Here is a 14,788-nt window from a genome sequence, read left to right on the forward strand (position 1 = left end):
TGTACATTTCGGTATCGATTTTGGGGAACATATACAATGCGCCCATGGGTTTGACGCAGGATATGCCCGGAATCTGGTTGACCAGTTCCCATGCTTTGTTGCGTTGCTCGAGCAGGCGGCCGCCGGGGAGGAGGAATTCGTTGATGCTTTGGTATCCGCCCAAGGCCGTCTGAATGGCGTGCTGCATGGGTGTGGTGGCACAAAGGCGCATAGACGAGAGCATGTCCAAGCCTTCGATATAGCCTTTTGCATGATGTTTCGGGCCGTTGAGTATCATCCAGCCTTGACGGAATCCGGCAACGCGGTAGGCTTTCGAGAGACCGTTGAATGTAACGGTCAGGAGGTCGGGGGCAAGTGCGGCGATATGGTGGTGTACGGCGTCGTCGTAGAGGATTTTGTCGTAAATTTCGTCGGCAAAAATAATCAGGCCGTGTTTACGCGCCAGTTCGGCGATTTCCAGCAGGATTTCTTTGCTGTACACCGCGCCGGTAGGGTTGTTGGGGTTGATGATGACTATGGCTTTGGTTTTCGGTGTAATTTTGGCTTCCATATCGGCCAGGTTGGGGAACCAGTTGTTTTCTTCGTCGCATAGATAATGGCGGACGGTACCGCCTGCCAGTGTTGCGGCGGCGGTCCACAAAGGATAGTCCGGTGCGGGAATCAGGATTTCATCGCCGTCGTTGAGCAATGCCTGCATGGACATGGTGATCAGCTCGGACACGCCGTTGCCGATGTAAACATCGTTGACGGTAACGTCGAGCAGTCCTTTGGTTTGGTAGTAGTGGACGATGGCTTTGCGTGCGGAGTAAAGGCCTTTGGAGTCGCAATAGCCTTGCGAAGTCGGCAGGTTGCGGATGACGTCAACCAAAATTTCGTCAGGCGCTTCAAAGCCAAACGGAGCCGGATTGCCGATATTGAGCTTGAGGATTTTGTTGCCTTCTTCTTCCAGTTGCAGGGCTTTTTTGTGAACTGGGCCGCGAATATCGTAGCAAACGTGATCCAGTTTGGATGATTTAGGGAATTTCTCCATGATGTGTGTTCCGTAAAATTGTTAACAATGGGATAAATGTACTCTTTTTGTGGGTAAATTAAAAGAGCTTCAGACGTCCAAAGCTTACTTATTGCGCGCTTCAGCACGGCGAACCGTCACGCTTTTACCGCCTATGCCCCAGTTGTCCATATTGATTTCGTCGATGACGACGACGGTCGTCTCGGGATTTTTGTTGAGAACGCGTGAGAGTAATTCGGTGACGCCGCGAATTAATTCGGCTTTTTGTTCCGCACTCGGGGCTTCGTTGCCGCCGGTTACTTTGATGTTGACGTAGGGCATGGCTTTTTCCTTTTAAAATAGTGTTCACATGTTATCTTATTTTTATCAGGCCGTCTGAAATTTGATTGCAGGATTTTTCATTGCTCATGACTGCTTTTACAAAGAATTAAGTTTTTTGGAATAGATTGTTTTTAAAATGCGGTTTTATTTTGGATGGATATCGTCATGAACCGTTTTCTTCAGACTTTGATTGTGGCCGCGCCGATGGTGATTGCCGCGCCCTATGTGGCGGCGGAAACGCATCCTGCGCAAAAGCAGATGCAGCAGAATATTGATGCTGTGCTGAAAATTGCACGCAATACTTCTTTGACAGAAGCGCAACGTGTGAAACAGGTTGAGCAGTATGCCAACCGTTATTTGGATTATGAACGTATTTCGGCTTTGGCTGTCGGCGCGCCATGGCGTGAATTTTCTGCCAAACAGAAAACTGATTTTATCCGTGCATTCAAAGACATGGTGATTGCGATGTACTCGCATTCTGCACTGATTGGTGCGGCGGATGCGAATGTACGCCTGTTGCCGAAGATGACGGCAAACGGCAATAAGTTTGACGTTTTCTCGGAAATTCAGACCAAAAAAGGCACCAAGTATGAAGTGGCCTACCAGCTTTACCAAAGTGGCGGTGCGTATAAGATTTACAATATCCGCGTGGACGGTACCAGCTTGGTAACGGTATACCGCAACCAATTTGGCGAGCTGATTAAGAGCAAAGGCATTGACGGTACGATTGCGACTGTTGCAGCCAAGGGCTTGAAGAAACAATAAGGTAGATTGATAAAAAGGCCGTCTGAATATTCAGACGGCCTTTTTGTGTTACGGGCTGATTAAGCACGTTTGCGGAATTCGCCGGTACGGGTATCGATTTCGATTTTGTCACCGTTTTCGATATAAGACATCACTTGGATTTCAGTGCCGCCGACCAGACGCGCGGTTTTCATCACTTTACCGGAGGTATCGCCTTTAACGGCAGGCTCGGTGTATTCAACTTCGCGAACGATGATGGTAGGCAATTCTACGGAGATTGGGTTGCCTTCGTAGAAAGTAACTTCGCATTGGTCTTCCATACCGTCAACGATGAATTTCAACGCGTCGCCGATGTTGTCGGCTTCGATTTCGTATTGGTTGAATTCTTCGTCCATGAAGACGTACATAGGATCGGCAAAGTAGCTGTAAGTACAGTTTTTGCGGGACAGGATAACGACGTCGAATTTGTCGTCGGCTTTGTAAATGGTTTCAGAAGCGGCACCGGTCAGCAGGTTTTTCAGTTTCATGCTGACTTTGGCGGAAGAGCGGCCGCCTTTGATGTATTCGGTTTTTTGAACGACCATAGGATCGTTGCCGACCATGAATACGTTGCCGGCGCGCAGTTCTTGTGCTGTTTTCATTGTAGTTTTCCAATCAAATCGGTTGTAATAAAACGCGCTATTTTAGCGTATTTTTTTGTGCTTTGAAATAAAGGCGGCAAGTTTTTCAACGGCACTTTTTTGAGCAAAAAGTCCATCCCGCCATTTTGCCGCGCTTTGCCGCCATTCATTTTGGTGTGCAGTCAGGGTTTGCCATGCCTGCAGGCGCTGGCTGTCGCTGAGTGCATCACCGTTGTTGAGTTCGTCGGAAAGGCGGTGGTGTGCCGTGGCGACAACATCCGGATAAACCTGATGCGCTTTGTCCCAAAAAGCGTGCAGTTTGTCGAGATGGATATTTTCTTCTTGCGGATAGATGTGCCAAAAGAAAGGCTTTCCGGCAAGCTGGGCGCGAACAAAGCTGTCTTCGCCGCGTATGATAGCGCCGTCGGCAAGGTTGAGCAGTTTGTCGAAATCCTGTTGGGGGACAAAAGGGATTTTGATCAGGGTAATGTGTTCGCTCTGATACACATCGCCGTCTTCAAGCAGGGCATTTTGCGGTACTAGGTCGCTGTTTTTCAGACTGGCGATGATTTGTGTACCTGCAAGCAGCAGGGTAATGGGTTGGCCGGCCTGTTGCCACATAGTCAGCCATTTTGCCCAAATATCGCTTTGATAGCCGAAAAGCAGCCACTCGGACGCGTTTTTTGCGGGAAGTTTGAGTTGTCGGCGTAAGGCTTCCGTATCAAATCCGGCCGATTCGGCGTAATCGCGTTCGCGCAGCAGGCCGCCGCTTTTTTCGCTGAAACCCATAAACCAAAAGTATTTCTGTATGCCGCCGGCCTGGGGCGAGGGCATTAAGTGCAGCCTCTCGTTGCTGTCTTCCGCGCTGAGGTATTCCCAGTTGAGCCAAAGCGGTTGGTGTTGGCGGATGATGGTTTGAACGTTGTCGGGCAGTTCGCAGGCGAAGGTTTCGATGACAATGTCGGGGGTAGGGGCTGTATCGGTATCTTCGGCGTAGTCGGCTTGCCAAGCGTGAATGCCGATGCCTTGATGGATATTGGGAATCGAGGCCAAGTCAGGGCAGAGTGCCTGAAGGGACGGAAAGTCGTCTGTCCACAAATGCACTTGCCAGCCGAGTTCGCGTTGCAAAACACGCGCCAGCCGCCATGAAACGCCGATGTCGCCGAAGTTGTCGATGACGTTGCAGAAAATCCAGCAGGTATAAGGTGGGGTGGTGTTCATGGAAAAATATGCCCAAGGCCGTCTGAAAACATCAGAATGCGCCGAAATAGTGGAATAAATAAACAATCAGCAAAATAATCGGGATAAACATCCAAATGCTTTGCCGTTTCAATTCGGGCTCTTGTTTGAGGTGGTGTTTGATGACGTCAAAAAGGACGAACTTGAATAGGAACGTGGCTTCGCAGGCAAGGATGATGCCGTTGATGAGGTGTTGCGTTTTGTCTTCGGGCGGGTTGAGGGCAAACCACAAAAGGGTGGCGAGCGGAATCAGGCAGACGACGAGCCAGCGCAGAAGGATGGGTTTGGACATGGTGTGTGTGCAAGAAATAAAAAGGGTATTATACCCTGTCGTCTTTCAGACAAGTGCAAATCAGGCTATCATTCGTTTTATTTGAAGCGAACATTTATCCCTATGCAAACCCAAGCCATCATCCGCCATATTGTTCAATGGCTCAAAGATTACGCCGAGCAGGCGCTTGCCAAAGGTTTTGTCGTCGGCATATCCGGCGGCATCGATTCTGCCGTGGTTTCCACCCTTGCCGCGCAAACCGGTTTGTCGGTTTTGTTGTTGGAAATGCCGATTCGTCAGAAATCTGACCAAGTCAACCGCGCTCAAGAACACATGGGCCGTCTGAAAAAGCGTTATCCTAACGTAAAAGCGCAAAGTGTTGATTTGACTCCGGCGTTCGATACGTTTGCCGATACCGTTGATGTCAGCGAAACCGAATTTCCCAACAAACAGCTGGCACTTGCCAATGCACGCAGCCGCCTTCGCATGACGACGCTTTATTATTACGGCCAGCTGCATGGTTTGCTGGTGGCGGGAACGGGCAACAAAATTGAAGATTTCGGCGTCGGTTTCTTCACCAAATACGGCGACGGCGGCGTGGACATCAGCCCGATTGCCGATTTAACCAAAACTCAGGTGTACGCTTTGGCAGCCGAGCTAGACGTATCGGAAGACATTCAAAAAGCCGTGCCGACAGACGGCCTTTGGGATATCGAGCGTACCGATGAAGAGCAAATGGGCGCATCTTATCCCGAACTCGAATGGGCGATGAGCGTGTACAACAGCCACAAGCCTGAAGATTTTGAAGGCAGACAGCGCGAAGTTTTGACAATCTATACCCGATTGCACAAAGCCATGCAGCACAAAGTCAACCCGATTCCGGTTTGCAAGATTCCGGAAGAGCTGTTTTAAATTTGGACATCAAAAGGCCGTCTGAAAACGTTGGATTAAGGTTTTCAGACGGCCTTTTATATTTTATTTCAATAAGAATTAGGAATATGCTTGAAAAACAGCATCATCAGATACCAAAACAGCGTAGCGGCCGCCGCGCCCAGCAATACCCATGCGCTGATTTTGGCGATTTCACGAATGGTGCGCTTTTGTTTACGGCTGAACAAACGGTTCACAATCAATGCCGCTATGGCGCAAAAGAAAAAAAATCGCAAAAGCCTGCCTATCATTCCACATTCTCCCAAAAATATTGCCTTTAATCAGGGCAGGCCGTCTGAAGCCTCATGCACAAAACAAAGACGAAACGTTATAATACCCCTTTTGCCGCTTCACTTGGAAATTACAAATGACAACAAATGCCTCAGTGGGCATTGTAACGCCCCAGAAAATCCCGTTTGACACACCGCTTGCTCTGGAAAACGGCAAAACCTTACCTCGTTTCGACCTGATGATTGAAACCTACGGCACGCTCAACGCAGACAAAAGCAACGCCGTTCTTATCTGCCACGCCCTGTCAGGCAATCATCACGTTGCCGGCAAGCACAGCGTGGAGGATAAATACGCCGGTTGGTGGGACAATATGGTCGGCCCCGGCAAACCTATCGATACCGAACGCTTTTTCGTTGTCGGTTTGAACAACTTGGGCGGCTGCGACGGCAGTACCGGCCCTTTATCCGAAAATCCTGAAACCGGTCGCGAATATGGCGCGGATTTCCCCGTTGTAACCGTCAAAGACTGGGTGAAGTCCCAATCCATGCTTGCCGATTATCTCGGCATTCAAAAATGGGCGGCCATTGTCGGCGGCAGCTTAGGCGGCATGCAGGCATTGCAATGGACGATTTCTTTGCCTGAACGCGTTGCTCATGCGCTCGTCATCGCTTCTGCGCCTAAACTTTCCACTCAAAACATCGCGTTTAACGATGTTGCCCGCCAGGCGATTTTGACCGATCCCGATTTCCACGAAGGCAATTACCGCAGCCATCATACCGTTCCTTCACGCGGTTTGCGTATCGCGCGCATGATGGGACACATCACTTATCTTGCCGAAGACGGCTTGGGTAAAAAATTCGGCCGCGATTTAAAATCAGACGGTTATCAGTATGGTTACGGCGTTGAGTTTGAAGTGGAATCTTATCTTCGCTATCAAGGCGACAAGTTTGTCGGCCGCTTTGATGCCAACACTTATCTGCTGATGACCAAGGCGCTTGACTACTTCGACCCGGCCGCCGATTACGGCCACAACCTCACGCGCGCTGTGGAGAATGTGCAGGCCAAGTTTTTTGTTGCCAGCTTCAGCACCGACTGGCGCTTTTCGCCGCAACGTTCGCATGAATTGGTCAAGGCATTAATCGCCGCGCAAAAATCCGTGCAGTACATTGAAGTCAAATCCAATCACGGCCACGATGCGTTCTTGATGGAAGACGAAGCCTATATCCGCGCGGTTGCCGCTTATATGAACAACGTTTACAAGGACTGCCAAAAATGAATCTGCGCGACGATTTGCAACTCATTTACGATTGGATACCCGAAGGCAGCCGCGTACTCGATTTAGGCTGCGGCGACGGCGAGCTGTTGGCTGCGTTGGTGGAACATAAAAATTGCACCGGCTACGGTGTTGAAATCGATACCGACAGCGTGATTGCCGCCATATCCCGCGGTGTGAACGTCATTCAAGCCGATTTGGAAGAAGGTTTGGTGGCTTTTGGCGATCAAAGCTTTGATGTGATTGTCTTGAGCCAAACCATTCAGGCGATGCAGAACACGGAAAAAATCCTGCGCTGCCTGATGCGCGTGGCCAAGCAGGCTATTGTCAGCTTCCCTAACTTCGGCTACTGGCGCAACCGCTTTCAAATCGCCATTGGCGGCCATATGCCGGTTTCCGAGCGGATGCCGTATCATTGGTACGATACGCCCAATATCCATTGGTGTACCCTCAAAGACTTTGATTTGCTGTGTGCCAAAAACAAAATCCGCGTGCTTGAGCGTGCGGTCATGACGGGCAACCGACAGGTTAAACATCTGCCGAATTTATTGGGCAGCCTGGCGTTTTATCGTGTAGGTTGATTGCAGTAATCAATAGGGCCGTCTGAACAGGTAATCACGAAAGCATGGCTTTTGCAAATACCTGTTCAGACGGCCTTTTATTATTAAAGTCGGTTTAAGCCTGTTTCAGTTTTTCCAACAAGGCAAAACTGCCGGCATCGACCAGACGGTAGGTTTCGTCAAAGTCGCCCGTGTACCACGGATCAGGAACGTGGTTGTAACCTGAATCGGGGATAAGGTCGGTCAGTTTGAAGATTTTGCCGGGGTGGAAGCCGAGCTGCTTTTCGGTTTCTCTGAGGTTGTTGTCGTCCATCACGATGATGTAGTCGAAATGTTCGGCATCGCTGGGTTTGATTTTGCTGCTGGTAAAGCCTGACGGGTCGATGCCGTGTTGTTTGAGTACACGGCGCGTGCCTTCGTGCATGTTTTCCCCGTCGTGCCAACCTGACGTGCCTGCGCTGGCTGTAATGACGGCATTGCCCATGCCTGCTTTGCGGGCGCGGTGGCGCAGGACGTATTCGGCCATAGGGGAGCGGCAGATGTTGCCGAGGCAGACGAAAAGGATTTTGTGGGTTTTCATATGCGTGAAAATGAGCGGTAAGGTTTGAAAATCAATGCAACACGCTAAACCGTTTTCAGACGGCCTTGGCGTGTTGCATTTTCAATTTAGTTTACATTGCTGAAGAAAGGATTATGGCCTTCTAGTTTCAACGCTTGGGCATAAGTAGGGATGTTCTCGTTTTCGCCCAATGGGTTGTGCAGCAGGTAGAGGTGCTCGATTCGGCATTCGGCCATCAGGTCGAGGAAGTTTTGCTGAACGATGGCGATATTGTCGGTTGATGCAAGCTCCCAAGTGAAGGTCTGCGGAACGATTTCAAACGCGCTGTCTGTCGCGTTGAAGCTGAACTGGAGCTTGCCGTCCGCTTTCGCTGCGGCAACAACGCCGACGCGCGGGCTTTGCATACGGATGGCGCGGATGGCGTTGGTGGCAAAAACGTCCATGGCCATGCGTTGGCGGGTGTGGCTGCCGTCGGTAAGCGCGTCAAGCGGCGTATTGGGCGAGAGCGGGTTGGTAAAGAGGGTAACGCCGTCGAGGGCGAGATGCTCTTGCCAAACCTGCATCAATGGCAGGCCTGCCTGTTGCAGGTTAAGGCCCAAGGCAGTCTGAATGTCTTTATTGCCGTAGCCCAGCGCGTAAACAACATGGACGGATTGACCTTCGGGCAGCGTCAATGGTTTGTATTCGAATTTTTGCAGGAATGCGCCTGCCGCTTCATCGTTTTGCTTGGCTTGGAACCACTCGCCCGGGGTAACGCTGCTCAAGTCGGTAGATTGGACGAGGTAAGGCAGCCATTGCGTGTTTTGCGTGAGGGTACGCAGGTTGGGGTAGTTTTGCAGGCAGGCGAAGAGTGCTTCGGTAGGCAGCGTAAGCGGCAGGGTTTGTTCTTTTTTGCAACCGGCGACCAAAACGACAGGCAGGGCAAACCATTGGGCTTCGTTATCGTTTTCTGCCTTCAGGACTTCGCCTACGCTTTGAATCAGGCTGGTGTAAGTGCCGACATCGGGCGCCATGGTCATTGCCAATGAAAGGTTGATGTAATGGTTTTGGCTGAGCATGGTGCGGATTTCGGTTTGCAGTTGGCCGGCCGAAAGCTTGCGCGATGCGGAGGAGGAGTTGTGCGCCAGCTGATAGGCATTGAGCAGAAGGTAGTTTTTGATAGGGCTCTGCGGATAAGGGCGGGTATCTGGAAGAACAAAGGTTTTCATGACGGTTTGAAGTGTTGTGTTGTAAGTGTGGCGATTATAGCAATTTAGTCAGTCGGTGTGCTTGTTAATAAATTAAATTCAACTGGCGATAGGGATACGCTTCATTTTCACAAGGTTTAAGTATCAGCATTTTCTAAGTTGGGGAGGGTAAATGCCCGATGTGTTATAATCCATGACCAAACATAATTCAGAAAGGAACAAAATCATGCGCTTGCTTCATACTATGCTGCGTGTCGGCAATCTCGAACGCTCTTTGGATTTCTATCAAAACGTATTGAACATGCAACTGCTGCGCCGCCGCGATTATCCCGAAGGCCGTTTTACTTTGGCTTTTGTCGGTTATGGCGATGAAGCGGACCATACTGTTTTGGAACTGACCCACAACTGGGATACCGAGTCTTACGATTTGGGCGATGCTTATGGCCATATCGCGATTGAAGTCGATGATGCTTACGCGGCGTGCGAGCGTGTCAAAGAAATGGGAGGTAAAGTGGTACGCGAAGCCGGCCCGATGAAACACGGCACGACTGTGATTGCGTTTGTTGAAGATCCAGATGGCTACAAAATTGAATTTATTCAAAAGAAAAGCGGTAGCGATTCGGTTCAATATTCATCTTAAGGCATAAGATAATGGAAAAGGCCGTCTGAACATTCAGACGGCCTTTTTTTGATCAACCCAACTGTTTTTGCTTTTCGCTCAACAGGGCGTGTACTTGAAGCGCAGTAGCGTAGCGGTCTTCTCCTGCTTCAATCGGATCGAGGAAATGCAGTTCGACCGTGTTGGAAGGCTGGCTGATGACCATGCAGATAGATTGCCAGAGGCTGATGTCGCCGTAGTAGGCAGTGTGCGGATTGGGGCTGCTGCCGTCTGGATTCGGATAGCGGCAGAGTGCCGGAATAATCGGTACGCCTGCATCATAGGCCGTCTGAAAAAAGCTCGGTTTGAACGGCAGGATTTCACGGCCTTCGGTACTGGTGCCTTCGGGAAAAATGGTGACGGTATCGCCGTTTTTCAGCGCTTCGGTTACGCCGGCGATTTTGGCAGAATTGCCTTTGATGCCGCGGTTGCGCGAGACGTAAACCGTTTGAGCCTGTGTGGCAAGATAACCGACCACAGGCCATTTGGCCACATCGTCTTTAGCCACAAAACGGCCGGGGAAAGCACCGTTGACCGCCATAATGTCCAACCATGAAATATGGTTGCTGATAATCAGCTGACCGCGATCTTCTTGCGGCGGCGTGCCGAAAGTTTGCAGTTTCATGCCGCAGGAAGCGAGCACGCGCAGCGACCATAATTGGATCGCGCGCAGTTTGCGTTTGCTGCTGTAAAAGGGAAACAGAAAAAACATTTCGGCCATGCCGTATAAAAGGCAGCCGGCAATGCAGAGAAGACGGAAGATAAAACGGATTTTGGCGGTCATTGTGTGTGTTTTTATAAAGATTAGGCAGGCCGTCTGAAGTTTCAGACGGCCTTTTATTATGAATCGGCTTTAGGGGCAAAACGCTGCAAGTAGCGGTCGGAAAGGTGGTTGATGTCCATCATGATCAGCACATCCGCGCAGTTGAACGCTTCATCGACGCAAGGCTCGCCGCAGAACCACGCGCCTGCTTTGAGATAGCCTTTGATCAGGGCAGGTACAGGCGGATTTTCAGACGGCGTGATGCTGTCCCATTTGAGCGGGTTGAGCGGTTTGACACACCATTGTGCCGGAGCGAGGTATTTGTCTTTCAAAGCATGATACAGGCCGGCCGCATCGTTGCCGCCGTCACGCATTTCGATACTGCCGCAACCAATCATAAAGCGCAGGTTTTCGTCTTTCATGAATTTGACCAAACCGGTCCACAACAGCATGACCAAGCCGCCGTTGCGGTAGTCCGGGTGGGTACAGGCGCGGCCGAGTTCGACGGTTTGCGGCAGGATGTCTTTCAAAGGCTCAAGATCAAATTCATGCTCGCTGTACCAGCCACCGACTTTTTTTGCGGTTTCTTCGGTAATCAGGCGGTAGCAGCCGATTACCTCGCCGGTTGCATCGTCAAAGGCGAGCAGGTGGTGGCAATGTTCATCATAAGGATCGACATCGCGGCCGTCATCGCTTTCGATTTCCGCACCTAACTCTTGGGCAAAAACCTGATAGCGCAATCTTTGGGCGGCTTCGATTTCAGCTTGGGTTTCTGCAAGGCGTACGCTCAGGCCGATTTTGGGGCCCGTTTGATTGAAACGGCTGGGGGACATGATGTTTCCTGTTTGAAGAAAATGGCTGATTATAGCGGATATACGGACAGATTTATATTGATTTGCTTTGCGGTAGGGCAAATTATGTCGGGTTGTTGGAAAAAGGCTTCAGGCCGTCTGAATTTGGCATGCCAAGCGGTAGAAGCGTAAAATCAACGTTTTTGCCGCTTTTTTTGTTATGGAAACCTCTTTTCTGCTTGCCGGAAAAATTACCGAGCTGACGCTGATTGTTTTGATGGGCGTGGCCTTAGTGAAGGCAGGGCTGTTGAAATCGGAAAACAGCTATACGCTCTCGGTCATCGCGCTTTACTTGATCAGCCCGTCTGTCATGATTCATGCCTTTCAGATGGACAATACGCCGCAGATTATCGAAGGGCTGAAGCTTTCCGTCATGTTGGCGGTGTTTTTCCATGTGGTATTGATTGTTTTAGGCAGGTTGTTTAAACACTTGTTCAAACTCGATGCGCTCGAACACGCGGCGACGGTGTACAGCAATTCGGGCAACCTGATTATCCCTTTGGTAATGTCGGTCTTTGGGCCGGAATGGGTGATTTACACCACTGGTTTTATCTTGGTGCAGACGTTTTTGTTTTGGACGCATCTGCGCCTGTTGATTTGCGGTCGAGGCAATGTGGCTTGGAAAACCATTTTTACCAATATCAACATCTTATCCATGTTGGTCGGGCTGCTGATGTTTGCCTTTCAAATCAAGCTGCCGCACATTGTCGATAATACTTTGGCGACGGTGGGCAGTATGATTGGCCCGGTTGCCATGTTGGTGGCGGGCATGCTGCTGGCCTCTTTGCCGTTGCGTTCGATTGTGTGGACACCGAGGCTTTATCTCGTTGCTTTTTTAAGGCTGATTTTGATTCCGGTATTATTGCTTTTCGCCGTCAAAGCCTGCGGTTTTGCCCATCATGATGCGCATGCGGATACGGTTGTGTTAATCAGCTTTTTGGCAACGACTTCGCCTGCCGCTTCGACAGTTACCCAAATGGCGGTTGTTTACGGCAAAAATGCCCAAAAAGCCAGTGCGATTTATGGGTTGACGACCTTGCTTTGCGTGGTAACCATGCCGGTAATGATTGCCTTATATCGTTGGATTATTTAAGAAAAGGGCAGGCCGTCTGAAACTTTGACTTTATGTTTCAGACGGCCTGTTTGGTATTTTAATTTGAAAATAACTTTTATTATCAATTAATTAAGCAATTAAAAAACTATACAAAGCCGTTTGCAGCGTGTATCCTTATGTCTAACATTCATCCAATATCAATCTTTAAAGGAACACAGCCATGACCGACTTTACCGTTTGGGAAACCGCACCTTTCAATTCCACCATTGACCATATTTTGCAGCGTTACCACAATGTCCACCGCGCCCAGTTTGAAGAGTTGGTTCCGCTGGCGCAAAAAGTGGCGCAGGTTCATGCTGATACTTTCCCTGCCGAAGTTCCTGATTTGTTGGCCTATATGCAAAACGAGCTGTTGATGCACATGATGAAAGAGGAGCGCATGTTGTTCCCAATGATTAATCAGGGCGTGGGTCGCGGCGCGGCAATGCCCATCAGCGTAATGATGCACGAGCATGAAGAACACGATCAAGCCATCGCGCGTCTGGAAGAATTGACCTACAATTTTGAGCTTCCCGAAGGCGCTTGCGGCAGCTGGACCCGTTTGTACACTTTGGCCAAAGAGATGGTGGATGATTTGAAAGACCATATCCATTTGGAAAATGAGATTTTGTTCTCCCGCGTTTTGGCTTCTTAAAAATTTGAGCTTAATCAAGGCCGTCTGAATGTTCAGACGGCCTGTTGTTTAATCCCTTGCTAATTTAGTGCAATGGTTCTAAAATTTTAACAAAGAAACAAAAATAAGCAGTAAAGGCACACATCCGTTCTTTTGTTTACTTGAGAAGGAGTTTATGAATGAAACATTCTAAAGTTTTACTATCGGGTATTCTGTTTGTTGCTCTGACTGCGTGCGCCCAAACGACGGACGGCAGCTGGAGCGCCTTGCAGGATACGAAAACAGGCGTGCAGTCGCGGCCTTATTATGAATTTGGCAATGTGGTTCAGAAGATTTCTTTTAAGAAAACCGGCAATCCGGAAAATGGTCTGAAAAAGCCTGTCTTGACTGTGTATCGTCAGGGCAAGCTGTTGGGCGAAGCATATAATTTGGAAGCCTCTCATGGCAGCCCCTTGTTGCCAACCCTGTTTTTGGTAAACGGCAAGTCATTAAATATCAATGACGGCAACGATAAAAAACAATTGGCTTCTGCGAAGAGAATCGATTTTTACGATTTCGGCCACGGCCGTATCGGCCATGCAGTCTTTACCGCGCCTAACGGCATCTGTCAGGATATGAAACACGGCAAAGGCGTTTCCTACAAGCTGGTTACCAACTATGTTAATTTCCCGGATTATCCTTCACCTGAAAATATCTTGATTATTACTGCGCAAGGCAAATATGAGCAAGACGGGTTTATATTGGATGCCACTGAGTCAAGAGTGACCAGTGCCAATAAAGAGTTTGCCAAAAAATATGGCGAAGCCCTGAAATCCAAGAATGGCCCTGAGACCAGGCATGTGAATATGGCCAATGCAGCCAGTGCGGAAAAAGGCAGACTGTTGGCTGATTATATCTGTCAGTAATCATATTAAAGGCCGTCTGAAATTCAGACGGCCTTTTAAAATCATGAATGCATCTCTTGTTCAAACGACAGCAGAATCTGTTTTACTTCGTCCGCTTCTTTGACGGCGCGGATACGGTCAAACAATATCTGCGCCTGTTCAAACTCTTTTTTCATCATGCCCAGCCATTGTTTCAAACGGGCAACCGGATATTTGTTGTTGGCCTCTTTGGCAAGGCATAAGTCGAAGAACTGGACTATCCATGAGGAGACTTCGGCAAAGTCGGTGTCTTTGACTGTTTCGCCGTTTTCATATTGCTTGATTTGCCGCGCCAAGTCGGGACGGATAACCGCGCCGCGCCCGAGCATCACGCTGTCGCAGCCGCTGACGGTTTTAATGTCGAGATAGTCTTGAAGGCTGAACACATCGCCGTTGGCGGTAACGGGAATACTGACTGCATCACGGATTTTGCGCACCCATTCCCAATGTGCCGGCGGTTCGTAGCCTTCGACTTTGGTGCGCGCATGGACGGTTAACGCGCATGCGCCGCCGTTTTCAATCGCGGAGGCGCATTCCAATGCCAGACTTTTGTCTTCATAACCAAGCCGCATCTTGGCAGTCAGCGGAATGTGTTGCGGCAGGCGTTGGCGCAGGGTGTGGACGATGTGGTAAATCAAGTCTGGCTCTTTGAGCAAGACTGCACCGCCTTTGTGTTTGTTGACCGTCGGCGCGGGGCAGCCGAAGTTGAGGTCGATTTTGTTCGCACCGAAACGCACGGCTTCCAAAGCATTGACGGCCATGTTTTCCGCATCGCTGCCCAAAAGTTGGACAGTGCAGGGCGTGCCGGCCGGCGTGCGGTTGGCATGGGCGATTTCGGGAACATATTTAAGCCAAGTGGCGCGTGAGTGGACCGTGTGCGTAATGCGGACAAATTCGCTGACGCATTCGTCAAATCCGCCAA

At 49.8% G+C, this 14,788-nt stretch carries 19 protein-coding genes; 8 read left to right on the top strand and 11 right to left on the bottom strand.

Translation table 11 applies throughout. From position 1 onward, the window contains the following. A partial coding sequence (locus ACTHUE_RS04535; RefSeq protein ID WP_440423059.1) for a pyridoxal phosphate-dependent aminotransferase occupies positions 1–1,030 on the bottom strand: 1,030 nt, incomplete at its 3' end. Positions 1,031–1,114: 84 nt separating this feature from the next. Then, entirely contained in the window at positions 1,115–1,330 is a 216-nt protein-coding gene (locus tag ACTHUE_RS04540; RefSeq protein ID WP_004519865.1) for a tautomerase family protein, read from the bottom strand. 165 nt (positions 1,331–1,495) lie between these two features. On the opposite strand from ACTHUE_RS04540, the gene ACTHUE_RS04545 reads away from it, so the two are divergent. Next, positions 1,496–2,095, top strand: a complete 600-nt coding sequence (locus ACTHUE_RS04545; RefSeq protein ID WP_039862173.1) for an MlaC/ttg2D family ABC transporter substrate-binding protein — start codon at positions 1,496–1,498, stop codon at positions 2,093–2,095. A 59-nt stretch (positions 2,096–2,154) separates the two neighbouring features. On the opposite strand, the gene efp is transcribed toward ACTHUE_RS04545, so the two are convergent. Genes efp through ACTHUE_RS04560 form a run of 3 tightly spaced genes read right to left on the bottom strand, consistent with a single transcriptional unit; the run spans position 2,155 to position 4,225 of the window. Continuing rightward, positions 2,155–2,715, bottom strand: coding sequence for an elongation factor P (gene efp / locus ACTHUE_RS04550; protein ID WP_002213793.1), 561 nt, complete (start codon positions 2,713–2,715; stop codon positions 2,155–2,157). 42 nt (positions 2,716–2,757) lie between these two features. Continuing rightward, complete coding sequence (gene earP / locus ACTHUE_RS04555; RefSeq protein WP_049336336.1) at positions 2,758–3,915, bottom strand: elongation factor P maturation arginine rhamnosyltransferase EarP; 1,158 nt, start codon at positions 3,913–3,915, stop codon at positions 2,758–2,760. A 31-nt stretch (positions 3,916–3,946) separates the two neighbouring features. After that, positions 3,947–4,225: a hypothetical protein gene (locus tag ACTHUE_RS04560; RefSeq protein ID WP_004519862.1), complete on the bottom strand. Its 279-nt coding sequence runs from the start codon at positions 4,223–4,225 to the stop codon at positions 3,947–3,949. A gap of 102 nt (positions 4,226–4,327) precedes the next feature. On the opposite strand from ACTHUE_RS04560, the gene nadE reads away from it, so the two are divergent. Continuing rightward, entirely contained in the window at positions 4,328–5,116 is a 789-nt protein-coding gene (gene nadE, locus ACTHUE_RS04565; RefSeq protein WP_049336338.1) for an NAD(+) synthase, read from the top strand. Between the two features lie 68 nt (positions 5,117–5,184). Here the strand turns inward: nadE and ACTHUE_RS04570 are convergent, their stop codons facing one another. Next, positions 5,185–5,385: a protein MIGRI gene (locus ACTHUE_RS04570; RefSeq protein ID WP_003682450.1), complete on the bottom strand. Its 201-nt coding sequence runs from the start codon at positions 5,383–5,385 to the stop codon at positions 5,185–5,187. Positions 5,386–5,501: 116 nt separating this feature from the next. Here ACTHUE_RS04570 and metX point away from each other — a divergent pair, with 116 nt between their 5' ends. Continuing rightward, entirely contained in the window at positions 5,502–6,641 is a 1,140-nt protein-coding gene (metX, locus tag ACTHUE_RS04575; protein WP_049336341.1) for a homoserine O-succinyltransferase MetX, read from the top strand. Further along, positions 6,638–7,219 (top strand): methionine biosynthesis protein MetW, encoded by a 582-nt coding sequence (gene metW / locus ACTHUE_RS04580; protein WP_049329691.1) that lies wholly within the window; start codon positions 6,638–6,640, stop codon positions 7,217–7,219. The genes metX and metW overlap by 4 nt, the downstream gene beginning before the upstream one ends. 94 nt (positions 7,220–7,313) lie before the next feature. Here metW and ACTHUE_RS04585 read toward each other — a convergent pair whose 3' ends face one another. Together ACTHUE_RS04585 and ACTHUE_RS04590 are read right to left on the bottom strand one after the other, a co-directional pair. Beyond that, positions 7,314–7,778 (bottom strand): low molecular weight protein-tyrosine-phosphatase, encoded by a 465-nt coding sequence (locus tag ACTHUE_RS04585; RefSeq protein WP_049344703.1) that lies wholly within the window; start codon positions 7,776–7,778, stop codon positions 7,314–7,316. An 86-nt stretch (positions 7,779–7,864) separates the two neighbouring features. Beyond that, the gene (locus tag ACTHUE_RS04590; protein WP_003685151.1) at positions 7,865–8,965 is read right to left on the bottom strand and encodes a hypothetical protein; all 1,101 of its coding nucleotides are present in this window, start codon (positions 8,963–8,965) and stop codon (positions 7,865–7,867) included. 205 nt (positions 8,966–9,170) lie between these two features. Here ACTHUE_RS04590 and gloA point away from each other — a divergent pair, with 205 nt between their 5' ends. Beyond that, positions 9,171–9,584 carry a lactoylglutathione lyase gene (gene gloA, locus ACTHUE_RS04595; RefSeq protein WP_003685011.1) on the top strand — a complete coding sequence of 138 codons (414 nt, stop codon included), beginning with the start codon at positions 9,171–9,173 and terminating at the stop codon, positions 9,582–9,584. 52 nt (positions 9,585–9,636) lie between these two features. Here the strand turns inward: gloA and ACTHUE_RS04600 are convergent, their stop codons facing one another. Then, on the bottom strand, positions 9,637–10,386 hold the full coding sequence (locus ACTHUE_RS04600; protein ID WP_004519853.1) for a lysophospholipid acyltransferase family protein: 750 nt from the start codon (positions 10,384–10,386) through the stop codon (positions 9,637–9,639). A gap of 56 nt (positions 10,387–10,442) precedes the next feature. Continuing rightward, positions 10,443–11,198: a GNAT family N-acetyltransferase gene (locus ACTHUE_RS04605; protein ID WP_004519852.1), complete on the bottom strand. Its 756-nt coding sequence runs from the start codon at positions 11,196–11,198 to the stop codon at positions 10,443–10,445. Between the two features lie 178 nt (positions 11,199–11,376). Here ACTHUE_RS04605 and ACTHUE_RS04610 point away from each other — a divergent pair, with 178 nt between their 5' ends. From ACTHUE_RS04610 to ACTHUE_RS04620, 3 genes are all read left to right on the top strand, one after another. Then, complete coding sequence (locus ACTHUE_RS04610) at positions 11,377–12,309, top strand: AEC family transporter (RefSeq protein WP_049336531.1); 933 nt, start codon at positions 11,377–11,379, stop codon at positions 12,307–12,309. Between the two features lie 181 nt (positions 12,310–12,490). Next, the gene (dnrN, locus tag ACTHUE_RS04615; protein ID WP_049336533.1) at positions 12,491–12,964 is read left to right on the top strand and encodes an iron-sulfur cluster repair protein DnrN; all 474 of its coding nucleotides are present in this window, start codon (positions 12,491–12,493) and stop codon (positions 12,962–12,964) included. A gap of 158 nt (positions 12,965–13,122) precedes the next feature. After that, positions 13,123–13,848: a hypothetical protein gene (locus tag ACTHUE_RS04620; RefSeq protein ID WP_049336534.1), complete on the top strand. Its 726-nt coding sequence runs from the start codon at positions 13,123–13,125 to the stop codon at positions 13,846–13,848. A gap of 41 nt (positions 13,849–13,889) precedes the next feature. Here ACTHUE_RS04620 and ACTHUE_RS04625 read toward each other — a convergent pair. Next, positions 13,890–14,788 (bottom strand): tRNA dihydrouridine synthase (locus tag ACTHUE_RS04625; protein ID WP_440423061.1); only part of this gene is annotated, 899 nt, incomplete at its 5' end.

The organism is Neisseria sp. P0021.S005 (genome assembly GCF_051956955.1).

Coding starts and splice junctions, on each gene's coding strand:
- nadE (WP_049336338.1), top strand. CDS start 4,328: ATGCAAACCCAAGCCATCATCCGCCATATTGTTCAATGGCTCAAAGAT.
- metW (WP_049329691.1), top strand. CDS start 6,638: ATGAATCTGCGCGACGATTTGCAACTCATTTACGATTGGATACCCGAA.
- ACTHUE_RS04540 (WP_004519865.1), bottom strand. CDS start 1,330: ATGCCCTACGTCAACATCAAAGTAACCGGCGGCAACGAAGCCCCGAGT.
- ACTHUE_RS04600 (WP_004519853.1), bottom strand. CDS start 10,386: ATGACCGCCAAAATCCGTTTTATCTTCCGTCTTCTCTGCATTGCCGGC.
- ACTHUE_RS04560 (WP_004519862.1), bottom strand. CDS start 4,225: ATGTCCAAACCCATCCTTCTGCGCTGGCTCGTCGTCTGCCTGATTCCG.
- earP (WP_049336336.1), bottom strand. CDS start 3,915: ATGAACACCACCCCACCTTATACCTGCTGGATTTTCTGCAACGTCATC.
- ACTHUE_RS04610 (WP_049336531.1), top strand. CDS start 11,377: ATGGAAACCTCTTTTCTGCTTGCCGGAAAAATTACCGAGCTGACGCTG.
- metX (WP_049336341.1), top strand. CDS start 5,502: ATGACAACAAATGCCTCAGTGGGCATTGTAACGCCCCAGAAAATCCCG.
- ACTHUE_RS04545 (WP_039862173.1), top strand. CDS start 1,496: ATGAACCGTTTTCTTCAGACTTTGATTGTGGCCGCGCCGATGGTGATT.
- gloA (WP_003685011.1), top strand. CDS start 9,171: ATGCGCTTGCTTCATACTATGCTGCGTGTCGGCAATCTCGAACGCTCT.
- ACTHUE_RS04605 (WP_004519852.1), bottom strand. CDS start 11,198: ATGTCCCCCAGCCGTTTCAATCAAACGGGCCCCAAAATCGGCCTGAGC.
- dnrN (WP_049336533.1), top strand. CDS start 12,491: ATGACCGACTTTACCGTTTGGGAAACCGCACCTTTCAATTCCACCATT.
- ACTHUE_RS04620 (WP_049336534.1), top strand. CDS start 13,123: ATGAAACATTCTAAAGTTTTACTATCGGGTATTCTGTTTGTTGCTCTG.
- ACTHUE_RS04570 (WP_003682450.1), bottom strand. CDS start 5,385: ATGATAGGCAGGCTTTTGCGATTTTTTTTCTTTTGCGCCATAGCGGCA.
- ACTHUE_RS04590 (WP_003685151.1), bottom strand. CDS start 8,965: ATGAAAACCTTTGTTCTTCCAGATACCCGCCCTTATCCGCAGAGCCCT.
- efp (WP_002213793.1), bottom strand. CDS start 2,715: ATGAAAACAGCACAAGAACTGCGCGCCGGCAACGTATTCATGGTCGGC.
- ACTHUE_RS04585 (WP_049344703.1), bottom strand. CDS start 7,778: ATGAAAACCCACAAAATCCTTTTCGTCTGCCTCGGCAACATCTGCCGC.